Origin of the sequence: Kitasatospora sp. NBC_00240 (genome assembly GCF_026342405.1) — a bacterium.
Lineage (GTDB): Bacteria > Actinomycetota > Actinomycetes > Streptomycetales > Streptomycetaceae > Kitasatospora.
The window spans coordinates 20,176-39,789 of the sequence record NZ_JAPEMU010000006.1 but is presented as its reverse complement, the minus strand read 5'-3'; the positions used below and the strand labels follow the sequence as shown (position 1 = coordinate 39,789).

The following is a 19,614-nucleotide window of genomic DNA, read 5'->3' as shown; positions in this document are numbered from 1 at the left end:
GCGTCGGTGGATGCCTATAGAGGTGTCAATCAAGGCCGCCGTGTGACATCCGAAGGCGATCTTTTTTGCAGAGCCCGGGACCAGCTGCTGGCGGGCTGGTGTCGGACTTGGTCACAGCCAGCGGTGCGGATCGCCAAGAGGACCCGGCCGGCGGCTGGGGCGCGCAGTTGCTGCCCGCGGATTATCCAAATTGCGCATCCCGTCGCACGTGCTCGCAGGGCCAACGGTGGAGTGTCAGGCCGGGCCCGCGCGTGGGAAGGACGTGGCGCCCCCGCCACGAGGTGATGTCCGGGTCAGGGAAGGCCGGGCGCGGTAATGTGTCCGCCGGTAGACCAGCTACCGGCCATCTGCACAGCGTCCCGGACCCGCGTGCACGAGACGATGGCGAAGGGGGCGATCCTCACTGCGATGACCTTCACCGTGCCCACCGGCGCGGCCAGTCCGGGTGGCGGCGCCGAGAAACGGCAGACCCCTCATGGCCAAGAACGATCGCCGCGCGGACACCCGCTCGGCACTGACGGGTGAGACCTACCAGCAGGCCCTCACCTGGATCCGGGCCCACGGCCTGACGGCCGGGCCGGTTCCCGAAGCGGCCACCGCCGAGCAGCAGATCCTCGAAGCCGCCGTCCTGCGAAGCCTGGCCAGGCCGCCGCTGGACATCGACGACAGCCTGTTCGGCATCGCCCGTGTCACCCCGGACACCGACACCCTCACCCTGTGGCCCGCCCCCGGCGCGGCCGGCCGGGTACTGGCCCGCGTACTGCCCGCCATCACCGCCGGAACCCGCACCGGCGTGCCCGCCCTGCGAGCCGCGCCCGAGTCGGCGAAGTACTTCACCCTGCGCACCGACGGGACCGCCAGGCTCCTCGTGCGCGCCACCAGGGCCGACCACAACGCCGCGCGGGACCTCGTCGCCGAGCTCGGCGGCCAGCTCCTCGACGAGGAACCCGGCGCGGACGAACGCGCCCTGTGGCAGCACCAACGGACGGACCTCGCCGCCGAGGCACCGCGGTGGAGCACCGCGCTGCGCCGCGCCGGCCTGTTCCTCCACCAGTGGCCGGACTGGACCCGCCGCGCACCTGCCGGCGCGGAGACCGACGTCCCCGCCGAGCTGACCGCCGCCCGACCGCACGGCCCGACAGCCCCCAGGCGGGTGACGGCGACCATCGCGGTGACCGCCGAACGCGGCGGCGAGGGCCGCTCCACCCTCGCCCTCGCCCTCAGCCTGGAGCTGGCCCGGACCGGCTCCAGCGTGCTGCTGCTGACGGCCGACCGGTTCGCCCACGAGGCACTGCAGCGCGGCGGCCGCGTCACGCCGTGGTCGGCTGCGCCCGCGGGCGCAGCCCTCGCGCCCGGCAGCGTGGGCTCGGCCTACTGGGACGAGAGCAGCGACACCGAACTCGTGGCCCTGGCCCGACGGCAGGCGGACATCGCCGGACCGTTCCACGACCTGCGCGGCGCCCAGTTGGGTGATGCGGTGGAGCGGACGTCCGAGGCGGTCTTCGGCCGCGAACTGGACGACACCGCGGCGATGGACGACTGGTGGTCCCCGGCAGCCTCCGCAGACCTGTACAGCCGGGCGCCCGAGGAAGAACAGGCGCCCCTCGACGCCTGGCGCCAGGACTTCCTGCGGCAGATCGACAAGGAGGGCGCCCGGCGCCATCCCTGCCTGTGGCCCCGGGCCCGAAGCGAGTGGGCGCAGCGCAATCGCCACCGCAACCTCCTCGAACTGGACGCGACCGACGCCGAGGCCGGCGATCTCGAACGGTGGACCGGCCAGTTTCCCGACGCGATCGCGCCGATCGCCGACGAGGTGTGGGGATCACGGTGGCGCACGGTCGGCGAGGCATGGAAGAGCGGGCAAGCCCCGCTGCTGGACAGCCTTCACGACTTCGACGACCAGGTCGATGTCATTCCCGTGCCCCGTACGCCCGAGGAGACAGCCGCGCTGCTTGTGCGCAGGCGCCGTCCCCACGACGGGGTGAGGGTCCTGGTCGTCAACGCCGCTCCGCGCGACCTCGCCCCGGACCGCGTCCGTGAGGTGAGCCGCGTCCTGCACGGAAATGGCATCGAGGCGCTGGCCGCCGTCGCCGACTCCGGTGGTATGCGGTCACTGCTGTTCGACCGGCTGGCCGGTGACCGCTGGCCGCCAGCCGACGCCGAGAGCCTGGCCCGCATGGTTGCTGCGGCCGCCACCGCCGCCGGGAGCCGGGCGGAGTAGCAAGACGGGGCGCGGCGGCCCGACTCTGGGGACCCACCCGGTGTCCGGCGGACCGTCCGGCCCGCCGGACATCCGTCCGGTGCCGTAGCGGAGGGAGGGGCACCGGGCCCGGCCGTCCTCCCACCGCTGCGGCGTTCACGGGAGCGCCGGCCCGGAGCGACGTCGGCCCGTCGGCCGACTGGTCGCTGCCAGCGGCCGGCCGCGGGATCACCACGAACATCGTCACTGTAGGTTCCGATCCCATTTGTCGCCCTGGCCGGTGCTGACCTGGGACTTTGGCAGCGTGTCCGAGCGACTTGGCCTTGGTTCTGTCCGGGCGACTTGTCGTTCACAGGCTGGCTTGCGCGCCCTCCCGGAGGCTGGTAGATCTGCGGCTATGCTCGCCAAAGACACCGATCGCATCGACCACTTCGTTGTCGCACTCGCTCACTTGGCACCCCAGCCTGACGGCACTCACAAGTACCTGGCGCATGCCGGGACAGCATTTCTGCTCCAGGCCGGGGACGGTTGCTTCGCCATGACGGCCGGCCATGTCGCCGACACCCTGGTCATCGGTGAGCATGCCGCACTGTTCGCCGACGCCGCAGGCAAGTGGCGGACCGCAGCCGTCGTCCAAGTCGATAAGCACCCCACTCAGGACGTGGCTGTGCTGCGGCTGCAACCCGGAGACTACGCCTCCCCTTTTACCTTCGGGCGCACCCAAGAACATGCCAGCCTCGGGTACACCCTCTGGGGCTATCCAGAGGCGATCCTTTACGAGACTCACGTGGATGGCGTCGCGGTTCCCCGACCGGACCTCGTCTTCTCGCAAGGACACATCCGGCGTCGCATCAGCCGCCCGGTTGCCGTGCAGGAGATCATCGGGGACCGCTTCTTCGAGCTCAGCACCCCTGCGGGCTCAGCCTGCTCTGGCGCCCCTGTACTCTCCACCCGGCCGGGCCGACAGTGGGAGATCATCGGCGTCTACGTCGGCCAGCACCACTCCATCACTGGTCTTGGCATTGTCGACCTGGCCGTGGGCTACGCCGTGCGTACCGCCGACCTCGACCTCGACGCTCCGGACTGGACCCAATACCTCGGAGTCTCTTGACCAGCTGACAGCGGAGATCACCGCCAGCCATGTGCGTCATCCGGTTGAGTTGTCACGAACGACAAGTTGATGACAACTCAACCAGAAACTGACAGGTCTAACCGGAACCTACAGTCACTGTCAGCCGATGTGCCGCATGGCGAGGATGTCAGGCTGCCACTCGGCGAACGTCCGCAGGCGCACATTGAGGCCGGTCCGCGGTGCTTCGATGACTTGGTTGTTTCCGATGTACATGCCGACGTGTTCCGGCCGGGTAGCAGTCCCGCGGGAGAAGAGCAGGTCTCCGGGGCGCAGGTCGGACACCGACCGGACCGCTGTGCCCGAGTTGACCTGGTCGTAGGTGGTACGGGGAAGACTGACGCCCGCGGCCGCCCAGGCCATCTGGACCAGGCTGGAACAGTCGCACCCGTCGGACCCCTGGTACGGGCTCCGGCAGTTGCCTCCCCACTGGTAGGGCGTGTTCATCGCGGTCTGCGCCGCAGCGATGGCCCGTGACGCACCGTCGGAGCCGGTGGGCAGAGGGACCCCGCCGTCGAGGCCGGCCGCCCACTGGGTCGCGAGTGCGCGGATCTCCTGGACGTACTTGCGGGTCTCGTTGAACGGCGGCACTCCGCCGTGAGACTTCACAGCGCCTGGGCCGGCGTTGTACGCGGCGAGCATGTTGTCTGCCGGATCGCCTGGGACGTCCTTGATGTCGCCGGCGAGAGAGCAGTCGTAGGCAGCGGCGGAGGGTACGGCGTCGGCCGGGTCGAACGGGTCCATTTTGTGGTCACTGTTGCCGTCGATTCCCTGGGTCTTCCAGGTGTCGGGCATGAACTGCGCGATGCCCTGAGCGCCGACCCCAGGCGAGACGGCATTCGCGTCGAAGTGTGACTCCTGGTAGAGCTGGGCAGCCAGCAGGGACGGTGTGAGCTGTGCGCAGCCGTGCTGCTTGATGGCGTCGGCGATGAGGGGGCGCAGCCAGTCCGGTACGGGCGCGGTGGCGTTGATGCCGCCGCCCGGGCCGTTGCCGCCTCCGGGCTTGTTGTTGGTGTGGTCGTTGCCGACCGCGACAGCGACCGCCAGCGTGATGGCGATGGCGAGGACGCAGAACGCGATCACTGGTGCGGTGGCGATGAGGACCCACTTCTTCACTGCACGTCCCCGCTCACGCGTTGGGCAGCGCGGTGACGCGCCACGTTCCGTCGGTTCCGCGGCGCAGTTCCAGCGCCACCTGTTCGTCCGTCGTGGTCGGTTGGCCGTCGGTGGGGGCGATGGTGAGGCGGTAGTGGACCCTGGCCAGGGCCCGTGTCTCGGTGGGGCTCGGGGCGCCGTCGGGGATGGTGACTGCGGTGACCTCTGCAGTGATCCGGGTCTGGTGCGCCCGCCACTGCTCCCAGACCCGGTCGGCTCCCTGTCGGCTGGCGGCGAGCTCTGCCGCGAGGTCGGGCGCGGTGTACGGTGCGGCGCGCCTGGCCGCCTCCTGGTAGGCGGTGTCTGCGCCGGGGCGGGCGTCGTGTGTGGCCCAGGCGAGCGTGAACCGGCGCGCGGTGTCGGCTACGGGTCCCGGCAGCCCAAGGTCCTGGTGATCGGCGCTGGCGCTGGCCTGGGTGGAGGCAGGCGCGGGCCCGGTCGGCTGCGCCGTGGTCGGAGCGGTGCTGGGGGTGGGTGCCGCGGATCGGTCCTGGCTGGTCGTCGGTGCCGGGGTGACGGCGGACGGCGCGGGCTGTGCGGACGCGTGGCGGACCGGCGGCTTCGGGTCGCCGATCAGCAGGGTCATGCCGACGCAGGCAAGGAGCGCTGAGGCTGCGAAGAGGGCTGCTGTCCCAAGACGGGAGGGCCGCTTCGGGGTGGAACTGGACATGCGAAGCCCCCTTCAGGGCGCGAGTGGCTGGGCAGAGGGTGGTGCTGGCCGGGGCCGGCCGGTTCGGCCGGCCCCGGTCTGGAGCTACTCGTCGTCGGCGACGTCCTTGGTGGTGCTCGGTCCCGGCGGGGGACCCGCAGGCCTGGTCGCGCGCCGGATCCGACGCGGAGGCGCGGCTGCGGCCGGCGGCTCCGTGCTCTTGGTGCCTTCGCCTGTCGGCGGGTCTGACTTCGGCGAAGCCTTCGCAGCAGCCGGTGCACCGGTGCTCGGCGGAACTGTCCCGGTCGCTCCGGCTGGTGCTGCAGGGGCGACTGGTGTGTCGGCAGTCGCCTCCGGGACCGGGAGGCCGGCTGCGGTCGCGCTGCCGGGCGACGACGTGCCCGTGGTGGTCGGCGGCTTGATGCCGCCGCTCCTGGCGCCCGGTACCCACGGAGCAGAGGCAGCGGCGCCGGGCTTGGGGGCCGTCCCAGTGGCGGCTGGCTTCATCGGCTGGGCGAGGCCGAGCTGGGCGTACGCCCCCTGCCTGCCGATGAAGCGAGCCCCGGCGACGAGGTTGTCGTGGCCCTCCTTGAAGAAGGCCTTCGTCTCGCCGACCTTGGTGGAGACCCGTGCGCCTGTGCGGTTCTTGGCGGCCAGGAGATCGCCCTTCACCTTCGTCGCCCGCGCGCCGGCCGCAGTGGCGCCCCGCTTGGCCGCCTTGATCCCGCGGGGGACGCTGACGGGCGCGCCGGCGGTCGCGTAGACGGCGAACTTGCCGGCCTTCCAGCCGTACTTCGCGGTCGCTGCGGCTGCCTTGCCGGTGGCCATCGTGGCCCGGCCACCGCGCGTCTGGCTCATCTTGTTCACCGCGGCGGTCGCCAGACGCTTCTTCAGCTGCTGCTTGGCCGCCCCCTGCGCGGCGACCTTTGCCGCGGCGGCAGTGCCGCCGGTGCCGGCGACGACGGCCGCGTTGGTGGCGATGCGCGCCGCGGTCCGCAGCTTGCCGCCCTTGCCTCCTCGCTTGGGCGGCCCGACCCACATGTCCCGGGCGGTGCGGCCGGCCTTGCCGATCGGGGAGGTGACCTTGCGGGACTCGCCCTTCGCGTCGTTCCAGACCTGCTTGAGGCTCGGTGCGGTCTCGGCGTAGCGGCCGGGGCTGGCGAACACGGAGTTCCTGGACCCGCCGACCTTGGCGTTGGCCAGGCGCCGGTTGACCTGCACGGCGACCTGCCGGGCCGTCTCCTTGATCTTCTTGTGCCCAGCCAGCCCGGCGATCGCGGTGAGGTCGATCGCGATGAACTTCACCGCGAGCACCTTGCCGGTGCCCGCGTCGATCAGCGCCAAGATGATCAAGATGAAGATCGCGAGGAACAGGATCGCCAGGACAACGCCGAGAACCGCTCGGAATATCGCGGCGACCCAGCGCCAGAGCGTGGCGCGGCCCCCACCGGGGAGGATCCCCACGCACAGCGCCCAGTGTCCGCGGATGGCTTCGAACGCCACCCAGCCCTGTGCGATGAGGAAGCCGCCGGTCACCAGGACGAGGAGCACGGCGATGATCACGGCCGCGATGGCGATGAACAGCGCGGAGAAGGTGAGGTCAGCCGAAGCCTTCTTCGCACTGATGTTGACGCCGCCAGCCTTGCAGGTGTTCTCGAACTCCTTGCCCGCATGGGTGAGCTGGTCGAGATAGGTCGGACCGCCGGTTGGGTTGGCCCGGCCGGCCTCCCAGGCGTTCAGACCCATCTGGTTGTAGTTGTACTGGACGACCTTGTACTTCCCGAACGCCTCCGCGCAGGCACCCTCGAAGGTCCGGCCGTACAGCATGAGCTGAGTCGGCTTCACGATGAGCGCGTCGACCAGGGCGTCCTTGATCGGCTTGCTTACCGTGTCCGGATTCGCCTGGACCTTACTCGGGTCCTTGGTGAGCACGAGCGACGACACCTGCAGGCTGAGGTCCTTCGCGCTGCCCAGGACCCCGCCGTCCGACATCAGCATCGTCGAGCCCTGCTGCGGCACGTCCTTCGACGTGCCGAGGAGGACCTCGGCCGGGGACAGCAGCAGCGTCGTGGCGACGGCCGCAACCACCAGCGACAGCCCGGCCTCGGCGAAGCCGCGGCTGCGGTTGCGGAACATGATCTGGTAGCCGGCGAACAGAGCGGCGATGGTCAGGAAGAGACCGGGCAGGCCGAGCCGGTTGATCAGCTGGTCGCGGATGGTGTTCGCGATCCCGTCGACCGGCTTGACCAGGATCCCCGCGAGGCCGAACTCGAGCGCCCACTTGATGATCCAGCATGCGAAGCCGACAACCCACTTGGCGATGTTGAAGAAGAGGGTCGCCAGGATGTTCCAGATCTTCAGATCGATGTCGTCCCAGTCGCCGGTGTCCGCCTCGACGGTGTACGCGGAGATCGGGACACCGAAGCGGTCGGCGACGTTGAAGGGCTGCAGCAGACCGTCGCTGGAGTCCTTCGGCGGCTGCCCCAGGTCGACCACGGGCTTGCCGCCCGGGTCCGGGGGCGCCGGCGACAGACCCGGCTCCGGCGTCCAGGTCGGGCCGGTCGGCGGCGTCGTCGGCGGTGCAGGGCTGGGACTCGGCTGCCCCGGCCCGGGCTGCGGCGTCGCACTGGAGCCCGGCGGCTTGGGAGACGGACCGGGGGACGGGGTCGGGACGCCCGGGTCGGCCCACGCCATCGCCGCGATGAAGGCGAGGAAGACCGCCAGCGGGACCGCGAACATCCACACCCGGCGCTTCCCGGGCCGCACGGACCGCGACCTGGCCGCGGTGGCTCGGCTCATGCCGACACCTCGGCGAACTGCTCAAGTCCCAGGTCACCCTGACCGGGGGTGGTGTGGATGGCCTCCGCCGCCGCCTCGTCAGCGGGGATCAGGACCTTCATCGCGCCAACGCGCTTGCGCAGGTCCCGGTACAGGCACTCGCCCGAGCGAAGGAGCCGGTCGGTGTCGCTGAGGTTGATCGGCGACAGGTTCTCGGTGATCAGCTTGACCATCTCGGCGTCGTTGGGGTCGAGGTCGAGGAACTCCAGGCACCGCTTGGCGAGGGCCTTCCCGCGGTGACGGAAGACGTAGATGTGGGACAGCAGTGCCCGGATCTTGTCGCCGATCTCGTTCTTCGGCCCGATGTCGTACGGGTCGTGGGAGCCCGCGAATGCCCCGGCGTTGTGCTTGCGGCCGTCGGCGATGATCTCCAGCAGCAGGTTGGAGCCCTCGGCGGACGAGGTCAGCCACCAGCACTCATCCAAGATCACGGCAGTGAAGTCGTTGGGGTCGGCGAAGGCGACCTCCCGGCACAGGGCGGTCATCAAGTACATGAGCCTCCACCCGAACCTCTTCTCCACCTCCAATGTCGGCAGCCGGTGCTCCGACAGGTCCTCCTTGGTCGGCAGACCGAGCCGGTCCACGGCGAACACGATGCTGTCGGCGTTGGTGATCTGAACGACCGGCAGCGACGGATCGAAGATCACCTTGCCGAGGTCCTTCTTGGCCAGAGCCCGCAGCTTGCGCACGACCTCGGACGCGGCGGCCCGCACCGCCGAGTCATTCGGCTCCTCCGGGTCCTGGGTCCGGGCCCGCTGCGCCAGCGTCTCGATCAGGGCGCTCATGCTCGGCTGCGGTCCCACGCGGGTCGCCTCGATCGCCTCCGCCAGCGTGATGCCCTCCACCGACATCGACGCGATGTCCAGAAGCGGCGTCAGGAACGACTCCGTGTACCGGGCCGCCCGCGGGCCGCGGAACACCCGCAGGGGGTCGAGCGACAGGCCGGCCCTCTCGTCGACGTTGATGATCTGCGTCGTCCCGGGGCAGGCGAGCGCGAAGCGCGACCACTCCTGCTGGGGCGTGCGGTCGATCACGAGGGCGCGGCCGCGGCTGCCCTTGTTCCCACTGCGCCGCCCGGTGGTGAGGATCGAGAACATCGCGGACTTCATGGCGACCGACTTGCCGGAGCCGAGCTCGCCGACGAACGCGGCGGACGCAGAGGCGTTCACCCGCGGGCCGTGCGAGAAGTCGGTCAGCACCGGGCGCACGCCGCCGCCGGAGAGCTGCAGGCCGAAGAGCGACCCGGCGTCGTCTCCCAGGCTGGAGCCGCAGTAGGGCATGCTCATCGCGAAGTCGCGAGCCAGCATGAACTGGGTGTAGTCCAGCAGCGGCCGGGGCGTCCGGGTGCCGGGCAACATGGCGTGGAACAGCGCGACCTGATCCCCAATCGGCCTCACCAGCGTGTACTCGTTCCCGCCGAAGTGGTTCGCCAGCAGCTGTGCCTTCTCGTTGGCCTCGTCGGGGTTCTCGCCCCAGACGCAGGTCGCTATCGAGGCTCGGATCTCCACCTCGGTGGCGGAGGAGGTCAGTCGCTCGCGGTACTCGTCGAGCGAGATCGAGGCCTTGTCCAGCGAGGCCGGCGCGCCGGCTGTCTCGCCCTCGTACTCCCCGCGCTGGTTGGCGAGTTCCCGCTGCTGCCGACGAGAGCGCGGCTCGGCCTTGGCACCGGACTCCACGTGCATCCGTACGGCCCAGTCGACGGGGAAGGAGAAGTCATCGAGGACGGCGAGGTACTCGGACCCCGGGAAGACGAAGCTCTCCGGCATCTCGGACAGAACGGAGAACGCCTGGTAGCTCGCCCCGTGCTCGGTCTCGGCCTTCAGGTAGCGCCGACGCCACGGGCTGGTCGGGCCCTTCCCCTCCCGGTCGCTGCGCCCGCCCTCGTCCAGGATCACCTGGGTGTGCGCGGTCACGGTGCGGCCGCGGCCGCGCAGGGCGCGGGGGGCGCCCTCTTCCGGGAGGAGGGGCTCGTCGATGCCGCGCCGGGCGCTGTGTCCGTAGATCCAGAGGATCTCGGCCTCGGTCGCCGGCCGCAGCTTGATGCCGGCCGGCCAGGTCGCCGCGATGCGGCGGGCCTGCTGGAGCCGGCTGGTCTCCTCGGCAGCTGAGACGGGGGCGACGGGTAGGCCGAGCGACGACATGACCTCGACCTGAACGGAGGAGAGCACGGCCTTCGCCGTCTGCTTGACGTCGAGGTGCGGCAGCGGCAGGGCGAGGAAGTCGACCCGTCCGGTGAGTTCGAGGTTCTCCAGCTGGTCCAGCACGCGAAGGCTCAGGTCCACGTACTCGGGCGACTGGTCGAGGTCGACGCCGGCGGTCATGCGCGTGACGACGGAGGCAGCATCGACCTGCGGGCACAGAGAGAGAAGGAGCGCCTCGCCGCGCAGAGACTTGAAGAGGGCTTCGAGGGCATCGAGTCGGGCGCGCTTGGTGGCGTGCGAGGCGTGGCTGTAGTTCTCGGTGTCGACCTTCCACACGCCCCACACGGCGGCGTTGGTGGTCCAGAGCAGGTGGCCGCTGATGTGCCGGACGGGAAGTCGCATGACGGGTTCCTTGGAAGGAGTGGAGTGGGGGCGGGCGGGTTGCCCGCCCCCGGCGGGGTGCTTGTTCAGCGCTCGTCAAGCGAGGCGAGGAGGTCCTGCAGAGCGGTGCGGGCCGCAGGGCGGTGCTGCGCGGCGACCGGTTCCGCCCGGGTGGCGGCCGGCTCGCGCGCCGGCCGACGGGGGGCCTGACGCGGGCGGTCCGCCGGCGCCGCCGGGCTCTTCTGCTTCGGCCCGGGCGGCGTCGGGGCGGTCCCCGTCTGCCTGGTGGCGGGTCGGGGCTTCTCGGCTGACTCGCTGCCGGCCTGCGGCCTCGGGCGGACGGTGCAGCGGCCGAGCGCGATCCGCGTGCGCAGGGCCCCCTGCGGCTGGCCGGCGAGACGGCCAGCCGTCGGAGTGGAGATGTAGACCAGCAGGCTCCGAAGCGCGCGGGCCGGGTCGCGCCCGTCGAGGCGGGCGTACCTCAGTACCCAAGCCAGCCCCCACGGCACCGCAACCATGATCACGATGTCCATGAGGCCGAAGTGCGCCCAGATGGCCCGGGTTGTCGCGAGGACACCGAACGCGACGACCATGGTCACCACCTGGGTGACCGTGTAGGGGCCGCCCGGGATGCGGCCGGCCCCGGGGAGCTTGCCGACGACCAGGGGATGCTTCCGGGCACGGGTGTAGGAGTGCCCGATCAGGTCCTCGTCCAGGGCGGCGCTCATATCCGGCCCAGGGAGTCGAGGTCCAGGCCGGGGATGTTCGGCACCGTGCGCACGTGCGGGGCACCGGTGGCGGGCTTGTCGTCAACCTCAGAGCCGACCTTGGTCTTGAGGCTGTCCATGTTGTTGATGCCCCAGAGCACGAGGGCACCGAGCGAGAAGGCGACCAGGGTCGCCACCCAACTCTTGGTCCTCCAGTAGGCGGCGATGACCGCCAGGACGACCATGAGGCCGGCCACAAGGAGCACCAGAGTCTTGATCGCGTTGGTCTTGGCAGTGGCCCAGGTGAGGATGTCGCCGGCGAGCATCACGGTGTTCGGGTCGACGGTGGTGTGCATGTTCTGCTTCCTTCTTCTGTCGGGGTCAGGGGGCTGACGGCGACGGCGTACTGGTACGCGCCGGGTCAGGGCTCGGGATGGGCGCCGGGGCCGTGGACGGCTTGGCGCCGCTCTTAATCGCAGGTGCGGCGGCGACGGCCCAGACCTCCCAGCGCCCGCCGCGGGAGCGCAGGTCGAGGGCGTAGGTCAGCGGGTAGCTCTGGCCGGTGGAGTCCGTGGCGGTGACCATGACCAGCAGTCGCCGTGCGGCCCCGTCGCTGGGGACGGCCAGGCTTCCGCCAGAGGGGCCGTTGTCGTAGGCATCGGTGATCTTCACGGAGGTGTAGGGCGTGGGAGCGATCGGCTCGACGTGGGTGCCGGGGGAGATGTAGCGGTCCAGCTCGCCGCTGCCGACCAAGTAGGCGTTCAGGAACGACGAGGCCGTGTCGACGACAGGGTCCGCGGTCCCGTTCCCCTTCGGCGTGCCGTAGCCCAGGCCGCTGGTCCGAAGAGCGGCGGGCGCCGCAACCTGCGCCGGCAGGGACGTGGCCGCGTAGCCCACCGGCCCCCCGGGGCTCTTCGCAGTGCCGCCGGCTGAGGAGGGGCCGACCACCTGCACGCCGACCCGGAAGTACTGCAGGCCCTGGTCGGCCGTCTCACCCTTCTTGTTCTTCGCGATGACCCGTGCCGCGACGGTGACGGACCAGTAGCCCGGCTCGACCTCGCTGCTGGACACGGCCACGATCCGCGACGCCGAACGGGACGCCGGAGGATTCGTCAGGACGACCGGATCCGCGAAGTAGGGGCTGAGAGAGGACTCTGTGCCCTGGCCCGCCTCCAGATACGCGCCGACGAACAGCTGGGCGAAGCCGGTCGGTGCGATGGGCGAAGCGGTCTGAACCGCCGCAGCCGGCTTCTTCGACTCGGCGGGCGATGCCGAGGAGGTGAACGCGGCGATGCCGAGCACGGGGCCCGAGGCCAGGAACACCCACGTACCGATCCGGGCCAGCCGGGCGAGGCCGGACAGGCTGGCGGTGCTCGCCTGCCAGCCGGTCAGCTCCTCACCGGCATCGTCCAAACTCTCGAGGTCCTCTACCTCGGCGGCGTCGTCCCACAGTTCGTCGGCCTCCTCCCGACGGCGCCGTCGAAGCCTCATGACGCCCTCCGCTCACCAGCGGCCGGCACCGCGCACTGCTCGACCTGCGCGGTGAGCACCGCGCGGATCCGCGCCCTCAGCTCGTCGGGGCTCCTGGTGAGCAGGACCTCCCAGGAGCGCAGGGCCGACTCGGACTCGGCCTCGAAGAACGCGCGCACCTCCTGGTGCACCTCGCGATCGAGGGGGTTGCGGACGAGGGCGGCCCCCAGCTGGGTGAGCCGACGACGCGCCTGCGCGACGCGCCGCTCGTCCTCGTCGAACAGCGGGCTCGCGGGGCCTTGCTGGCTTTCGGGGGGCGTGGACACAGCGGTACTCCCGGTCTCGGAATCGGTGGTGGTAGGCGGATCCGCTGGTGATCGCGAATCAGCAATAGAGGTGTCGTTTTGGCCGCCCGTGTGACATCCACGGGCGAGAAATTTCAGGCGGCTTCGAGATACGCGCCCAGCGCCGCCTCGCGCAGCGGGCGAACGGCACGGCTGGCGCGCTGCCTCAGACGGGCACCCTCCGGCCCCATGGACCGAGTCGTGCGGTGCACCCGGCCGGCGTCCGGCTCTTCGGGAAGGCGCAGGTAGTACTCACTGATGCGCCGGGCGTCGGAGGCGGAGAGCGCCTGGATGTCAACCGCCCAGGTCACGAGAGCCAGAAGCTCGGTACGCGCTGCGCCCTGCATCAGCTCGGGCTCGTCCGCCTGGACCAGCTCGAGCTCGGCTGCGCGCACAAGGAGCTCGGCCAGCGACGCCTGCACATGCGGATCCGGCGCCTGCGAAGCGAGGAGGACCGCGGGCCGCGCGTCAGCGATGGGCTCCACGGAGTCGGCGATGCGGCGGAGCTCGGCGCGGTTGTCGAAGTCGTCCGCGAGGGTGGCCTGCGCCAGTGCCAGCGTGTCCATCGAGAGGTTCGCGAAGACTCCGCGCGGGCGCCGCTCGAGCGGGTACGTCCCGACCACCTCGAACAGCGCGCTGATGACGGTCGAGAAGATGTCGTCCCATTCGATCCCCACGCGCAGCTGGGTCTTGGCCATCAAGATCGCCTTCGGCAGCAGGATGCGGACCGCGACCCGCCAGGCGAGCTGCCCGTCGTAGCCGTCTGTCCTCGCGAGACTCAGCAGCACGCCCATGGCCTGGTCGTGCAGTTCCCACTCGCCCGAGCGGAGGAGCTGCGCGAGCCGGTCGACGACGTCCTGCGGTGTGCGGGCCGCCTCGAACACGTGGTGCTGCTGCGCCCAGACAGCAACGTGGTCCTCTGCACGGAGGTCGCGGGACAGGTCCTCCCAGTCCCGGTTCATGCGGTGCAGCGTGCTGTTCCCAGACTCGTAGGAGCCGGCGGTAGAGAAGTTGCGGATCTTGGTGGCCATGTCCGTGCCGTCCTTTCGCGTCACCCGGTGGATGTCGCTCACGCTCTCCTCACCCCCCTTGTCCGCGGTCTGATCACCGTCGGGGGCGGAAAGTGTCCAGGGGGTTTGCTGACGTGAGGCCAGGCGCTGTGCAGCGGACAAGGGGTGGAGCGCACTGGGTGGATCTGCCGGACAAGGGGCGGCTGACAGCGGCACGAGTCGGCCGTGCGGGGCCGGCCAGGCCGCGGTGAGCGGAGCGCACCTGCGGACCCTGCGCTGGGGCGCCGCCCCGCACCACCGGTGCGCGCACCGCACCACCCCGGTGCGGGGCGGGCCGCACCACCCCACCGAGATCGCCCGGGAGCAACCGCACCGAACCGGTGCGGACGTCCCAGTGCTCAGACCGCACCGCCGCACCACGGCACGGGCTCGGCCCGCGGGCAACCGCACCGGGCGGGTGCGGTGCGGTCCGCTCTCGGGTCCTTCGAGCACCGCACCGGCCCGGACCGCCAGGGCTCTCAAGGCGAGCTGAACCGGTGCGGAGCCCCTGGTGCGCGGGTCGGTGCGGACTGCGGTGGTCCCGTCCTCGCGGCAGGCAGCGTTGCCCGCACGCTCCACAGAGCGTCACGGCGTAGAAGTGAGGGGGCGGGGAGATCTCTCTGTGCCCGCGAGCCGGCCGACGGGCCGCGGCACCGACGGCGCACCCGATTGTCCGGCGCACCCGGCTGCTTCGTCAGACCTGGTCCAGGGGAAATGTCAGGCCGTCGGCCCTGGACAAGGGGTGGACCAGACCCCGGACAAGGGGGGCGGATCCCAGAGGAGCACCCCGGACAAGGGGGTGCTCGTCTGCCGCCGGACCCGGACAAGGGGTGTCGGCGGAGCCGGACAAAGGGAGGTGCGGCTTCGGCGGCCGCACCGGACAAGGGGGCCTCGTCATCACGGAGAGCAATCAGTCGGCGAGGGTGCAGCGGGCTGGTTCACGATGGTGCGGGACTCGGCGGAGGACCACACCAAGCGCACGCACCGGACGGGGACGATGGTCGAGCAAGCGCCCTGATGAGCGAAGGCAACCGCACCGCGTCGGTGCGTCGCTGGCGCAGGTGCGGTGCGCCCGACTCTTCCCAGGACACCGCACCGCCACCGATCGCGCCCCGCCGCGGGGCTCGGTACCGCACCGCACCGGTGCGCTCAACACGTCGAGACCCCGGGTCGGTGCGGTCGCGGCCGCCGCGGGTCCGGCCTCACCACCGCACCGCTACCGTCGCCTGCCGAGGGTGCGGTGCGCTTCCGATCCGGCATTTGGTGCAGCGGACCCCTGCGGGGTCAGCGCCGGGTACGCCGGGGCTTCGCGGCGCGGAGCTCGTCGTCCCTCGCGGCCTGCCCTTCGCGAAACAGCTCCTCTGGCTCGCGCAGGCAGTCGACGACGAGAGGGACGCAGCCATCGGGCGACCCCGCCTGCCGCCTGGCGGAGCGGGCGATCGCAAGTGCCTCGCGGAATCCCGCTGGAGGGGTACGCGGCGCTTGCCCCGTCCGTCGGACTGGAGCCTCCGGGACGGGCTGCACCTCAGTCCGTCCGCCGTCGGCACGCACCTGCGAGGAGCCCGGGCTCAGGACGCGGATGACGCGGACCACCTCCCGGCCGCTGAAGGCGTTGACCTTGTCGATCAGCTGAGCCGTGATCAGTCGGATCTGGAGCGCGTATGCCGACGACGGGCGAATCTCCAGCTGCCCTGTTCGGGCGTCGAAGCCAACAGCGGCAGCGTGCGGTGCGAGCTCGGGTGCGATGGTGGGCCACTGGTCCAGGATGCTGCCGCCGGCAGCTGGCACGTCCCACGCGCGGTCGGCCACCAGGCCGGCGAGTGCCGCACCGAGACCGACCGGGTCCCGGCCGTCACGACGCAGGGGCCGCCGGCTGGGAAGCGCGCGGCGACTTGCCGGCTCCGGTGCTCTCCTGCGGGCGGATTCCATCGCCGCTTTGAGGGCCACGCGCGCCAGGTCGACGCCGCTCGGCTCGTTGGCGTTCACCGGCCGATCACCGCGCGTCGGCGGCCGAAGTGGGTCACGAGCCGCAGCGTCCGCCGGACCAACTCCGTTCCGTACAGGCGCTCTGCCTCGGGTTGCCCCATGGTGTCGACGGCGGTGCCGATCAGCGTGCTCTCTCCCGCGAGGTACTCGCGCCAGGCAGCGGTGCGCAGCTGCGTGATCTCCTCGTCGGCGAGGTCGTCGATGCCGTCGAGATCCGGCAGGGCGTCGCCGGCAGGGGCAGGCCGGTGCAGAGACCGCAGGGCGTTGCTGACCAGGTGGACGACTGCGCTGCGGCGCGGCGCGGCCCAGACGGTGCTCCACTCGTCGTGCCGGGCATGCTCGGCCTGGCGGGAGTCCCGCCACCAGTCGACGATGGCGGTCCGCTTCCGGGGTGAGTCGTAGAGCAGGTGGGCGCCCTTGAGCCGGTGAGCGAGGAAGCCGGTCGGCCGGTGAACGAAGCGGGATACGGCGTCCTGCTCAACCACGGCGATGATCTCGCTCGCGGTCCAGCCCGCGTCCGAGACGTGCCGCAGCAGCCAGGCGACGCGCGGTACTGGTGCCCGCCCGAGCCAGGGCAACTGCTGGACGACCTCGCGAGCCAGCCGGTAGCGGCGGCCGACTGTGTTCAGCGCCCGATGCCTGGGCTTCACCTGTTCCGAGGGGGTTGTGGATGCGTCTGTCCCGGTCCCGAGCTTGCTCTCAGAGGGAAACCCAGTAAGTCCCGCAGCAGAAGACATAGAGGTACCACCCCCCATTGGGGTGCAACGCAGGCCCGCGGAAGAGGTGCGCTTCGGCGCCTTCGCGCGGCGTCGGCGGGCCTTCCTGGCCGCCTTCTTCGCGAGCTTCGCGATCCAGCTGCGCCCGGACTCGGCGATCCCGGTGGCGCGGCGGTCTGGCCCCGAACCGATCGTCCTGATGCCGAGGTCGGCGTCGAATTCAGGCGGGATGCTGTGGCTGAACTCGGAGGCGAGCCGGGCGCCGCGAACCCGCGTCCCCTTGGATCGGTAGACGAGGAGTCCGGACTCGCGCAGCATCTCCAAGTGGTACTGGACGGTCCGCTCGGACAGTCCGGTGAGGCGCATCAGGAAGTCGACCCCCGGCCGGCAGGGTGAGAGCTCGGCGAGGTGCTCGGCGATGCGAAGGGTCGTCTCGCAGAACTGGGGTCCGTGGGTGCGGCGCGGCGTGTAGGCGCTCGTGTCGAGCACCCAGTGGACCGCCTGCAGCCAGGAGAGCGGGTCGCGGGCAAGGCGGCAGGGGGTGGTGGAGATCCACTGTTCGGCCTCTCCGATCCACAGGCTCTGCTCGTCGGAGGTCCGGGCTGCGGCCTTGTGCGGCTGCGCAGAAGCGCCGCGCGGAGAGGGGATCCTCGGGCGCGAAGCCTCCACGGGTGCTGCCCGGTGGTGGGCCGCACCCGGGCAGGGGCCAGCTGGGGGCGAAACGGTGACGACTGCGGTGGGCACACTTCTCCTGGCGAAGCGACCCAAGGGTGGGTCCCGGTCGCTGCGCTGGTTCGCTGCCCCACCGGTGGCCGGCGGGACAGTGGTGTTGTCGGTGGGCGCGCGTCCTTCGGCGCGTCAGGAAGGCGTGTCAGCCCATAGAGGTGTGCGCGAGAGGGTCCGTGTGACAGAAAGCCGGGGACTTTTTCTCAGCGCTTGTCCAGTGGGCTGGCGCGGTCTGGTCCTGATGCGGGCTGAAGTCGCCGTGTGGGCCGTGACCAGGAGGACAAGGGGCCTGGCGTCGCGATGACGGCCCCCCTTGTCCGCAGGGGCGAACGGTCAGGCTCTGCGGCCGCTGAAGGACCGGCGACTGCCGGTTCGCAGTCGGGATTCGGACGGGACAGCCGGAGTACGCGGATGGGGCGCGCGGGGGGATCCGCAGCCCCTGCGGGGTCGGAGAGGTGATGCCTCGACGGCTGGCTGTGGGTACGTCCGGGCGCTGCGGGTCGCCACCTCGGGTGACTCTGCGGTCACTTCTGCGCGTTCAATGGCCGAGATGAGACGTACATGACGGCCCTCAAGCTGACAAAGGGCATGGCTGTGCTGCAAGATGGTCCCCGTTCTCCCGGATGATTCCGGGAAACGCGAAGCCCCACTCGGGGCGGTTGCTGCTGGTCGGCAGTGATCACCAGACCGTTCGGTCTGGGCTTCGCTCGATGGAGCTGCTAACTCCGGTCGGGCGGTGACGGCTGGTCGAGGAGCTGCTAACTCCAAGACCGGCGGAGGAGGGCGAGGAGCGGCCTTGCTAAAGGCGCCCGCCCTGGAGATCTACGGCATCCAATCCCCTCTCCGAGGGGGGACGTGCCCGCGATGCGGGAGGCAGCACGACAGAACCCGCTGGAGCGGCTCCGTAGGGATCACTCGGACAGCGGGCTGACTGTGTGGTTGTGCGTGGGTACGGGTACGCTCCCCCACGAGACACCGCCTAACTCGGTTCTCGATTCGAAACGCCCCCGGTGACTTGCCTAAGGTCCCCGGGGGCTTCGTGCTTCTTGGGGGCTGGAAGTGAAGCCAGCCGGAAGGCACCCTATCCCCAACGGCCCCGTCTGTGCACAGCCTGTTGACGGCCCGTACACGTGTCGCGGAAATGCCAACTGGCTACCCATGGGGAGAAGTTGCTTCAAATGGGACATCTCCGCCGGACTGGGACAGATAGACCCTGTCGGCTCGGATCAGTATCAGTTCGCAGCGGACGGGGGTGGCGCCGTGGTAGCCGACCCGCTCGATGGTGTGCACGGGCGCGGCGCCCGATTTGAGGAGGGCTGCCTCTTCCTTGCTGGCCGGGCGGGCCGACCACCTGGTGCGGTAGCCGGTCTCGCCCAGGCCGGCCTCGGCCAGGATGCGTGTCTCGTCCGCAGGATCAGGGAGGGCGAGGCGTCGGGCCAGGTCGGCGACCGCCTGGGGAAAGTGGACTTCGCGCAGTGCCCAGGGGGAGCCGGCGCGGGAGTGCAGTTCGCTGCGCAGCACCACGCTCATCTGCGGCGTGCCCTGCAGGAGTGAGGCGATGCGGTCGGAAGCCCTGCGGACCTCGACTCGAAGTCCGTCGCCCGCGCCGAGCATTGGCTCGCCAGCCGGCGCAATCCGCCCGTCGGGAGTCCACTGAATCTCGATGGCCGTCGGTGCGGCCAGGACCTGGTAGCCCTTCTTTGGGATCGCGGCAACCAGGCCTTCGGCGACCAGGATGGCGACGCCGGCGGCCACGGTGTCTCTCGCAACCTTGAACCGGTCTGCGAGTGCCCGGCTGGACGGCAGGTATTGGCCCGGCTGATGCACCCCCGCCGTGATCTCTCGGCGAAGTTCGTCGGCGACGTGCCGGGACGGGGGGATCGACATGGACCACATCTTGCCGCACCGGCCTGGGCGCTTGCCCCTTCGGCGTCTTCTCATCCGCTGGTCCCCTTGACGTGATCGATCTTCTCGGTGCACCATCATGGCACAGCTGGCCTACTTGGAGTAGGCCAGCTGGGCCAGATGTTGGCTTGGAGAAGCCCGAGCCCGCCCGCCAAGCAACCCAGCCAGACGGCGCCGACCAGAGAGAAAGAAGGGATACCTATGCCGCACCACACCGT

At 70.7% G+C, this 19,614-nt stretch carries 14 protein-coding genes; 2 read left to right on the top strand and 12 right to left on the bottom strand.

Annotation, left to right across the window (positions count from 1 at the left end; all coding sequences use genetic code 11):
* The first annotated feature begins 475 nt into the window (after positions 1–475).
* On the top strand, positions 476–2,221 hold the full coding sequence (locus OG689_RS44500; protein ID WP_266329354.1) for a hypothetical protein: 1,746 nt from the start codon (positions 476–478) through the stop codon (positions 2,219–2,221).
* A 376-nt stretch (positions 2,222–2,597) separates the two neighbouring features.
* Positions 2,598–3,311 carry a serine protease gene (locus OG689_RS44495; protein ID WP_266329353.1) on the top strand — a complete coding sequence of 238 codons (714 nt, stop codon included), beginning with the start codon at positions 2,598–2,600 and terminating at the stop codon, positions 3,309–3,311.
* A gap of 120 nt (positions 3,312–3,431) precedes the next feature.
* Here OG689_RS44495 and OG689_RS44490 read toward each other — a convergent pair whose 3' ends face one another.
* The 12 genes from OG689_RS44490 to OG689_RS44435 all read right to left on the bottom strand — a co-directional run bounded on the left by OG689_RS44490 (position 3,432) and on the right by OG689_RS44435 (position 19,378).
* Positions 3,432–4,445, bottom strand: coding sequence for a bifunctional lytic transglycosylase/C40 family peptidase (locus OG689_RS44490; protein WP_266329352.1), 1,014 nt, complete (start codon positions 4,443–4,445; stop codon positions 3,432–3,434).
* Positions 4,446–4,458: 13 nt separating this feature from the next.
* Positions 4,459–5,070, bottom strand: coding sequence for a hypothetical protein (locus tag OG689_RS44485; protein ID WP_266329351.1), 612 nt, complete (start codon positions 5,068–5,070; stop codon positions 4,459–4,461).
* Between the two features lie 168 nt (positions 5,071–5,238).
* The gene (locus tag OG689_RS44480) at positions 5,239–7,932 is read right to left on the bottom strand and encodes a hypothetical protein (RefSeq protein WP_266329350.1); all 2,694 of its coding nucleotides are present in this window, start codon (positions 7,930–7,932) and stop codon (positions 5,239–5,241) included.
* A complete protein-coding gene (locus OG689_RS44475; RefSeq protein ID WP_266329349.1) occupies positions 7,929–10,514 on the bottom strand; it encodes an ATP-binding protein in 2,586 nt (861 codons plus the stop codon). The genes OG689_RS44480 and OG689_RS44475 overlap by 4 nt, the downstream gene beginning before the upstream one ends.
* A 65-nt stretch (positions 10,515–10,579) precedes the next feature.
* A complete protein-coding gene (locus OG689_RS44470; RefSeq protein ID WP_266329348.1) occupies positions 10,580–11,221 on the bottom strand; it encodes a hypothetical protein in 642 nt (213 codons plus the stop codon).
* Positions 11,218–11,556, bottom strand: a complete 339-nt coding sequence (locus OG689_RS44465) for a hypothetical protein (RefSeq protein ID WP_266329347.1) — start codon at positions 11,554–11,556, stop codon at positions 11,218–11,220. Before OG689_RS44465 ends, OG689_RS44470 begins: the two co-directional genes overlap by 4 nt.
* Positions 11,557–11,581: 25 nt before the next feature.
* A complete protein-coding gene (locus OG689_RS44460) occupies positions 11,582–12,691 on the bottom strand; it encodes a conjugal transfer protein (protein WP_266329346.1) in 1,110 nt (369 codons plus the stop codon).
* Positions 12,688–12,996 (bottom strand): hypothetical protein, encoded by a 309-nt coding sequence (locus tag OG689_RS44455; RefSeq protein WP_266329345.1) that lies wholly within the window; start codon positions 12,994–12,996, stop codon positions 12,688–12,690. Before OG689_RS44455 ends, OG689_RS44460 begins: the two co-directional genes overlap by 4 nt.
* 113 nt (positions 12,997–13,109) lie before the next feature.
* Complete coding sequence (locus OG689_RS44450; RefSeq protein WP_266329344.1) at positions 13,110–14,087, bottom strand: hypothetical protein; 978 nt, start codon at positions 14,085–14,087, stop codon at positions 13,110–13,112.
* 1,260 nt (positions 14,088–15,347) lie between these two features.
* Positions 15,348–16,049, bottom strand: a complete 702-nt coding sequence (locus OG689_RS44445; RefSeq protein ID WP_266329343.1) for a DciA family protein — start codon at positions 16,047–16,049, stop codon at positions 15,348–15,350.
* Positions 16,046–17,434 (bottom strand): helix-turn-helix domain-containing protein, encoded by a 1,389-nt coding sequence (locus tag OG689_RS44440; RefSeq protein ID WP_266329342.1) that lies wholly within the window; start codon positions 17,432–17,434, stop codon positions 16,046–16,048. The genes OG689_RS44445 and OG689_RS44440 overlap by 4 nt, the downstream gene beginning before the upstream one ends.
* Positions 17,435–18,643: 1,209 nt before the next feature.
* A complete protein-coding gene (locus OG689_RS44435; protein WP_266329341.1) occupies positions 18,644–19,378 on the bottom strand; it encodes a GntR family transcriptional regulator in 735 nt (244 codons plus the stop codon).
* Between the last annotated feature and the right edge of the window lie 236 nt (positions 19,379–19,614).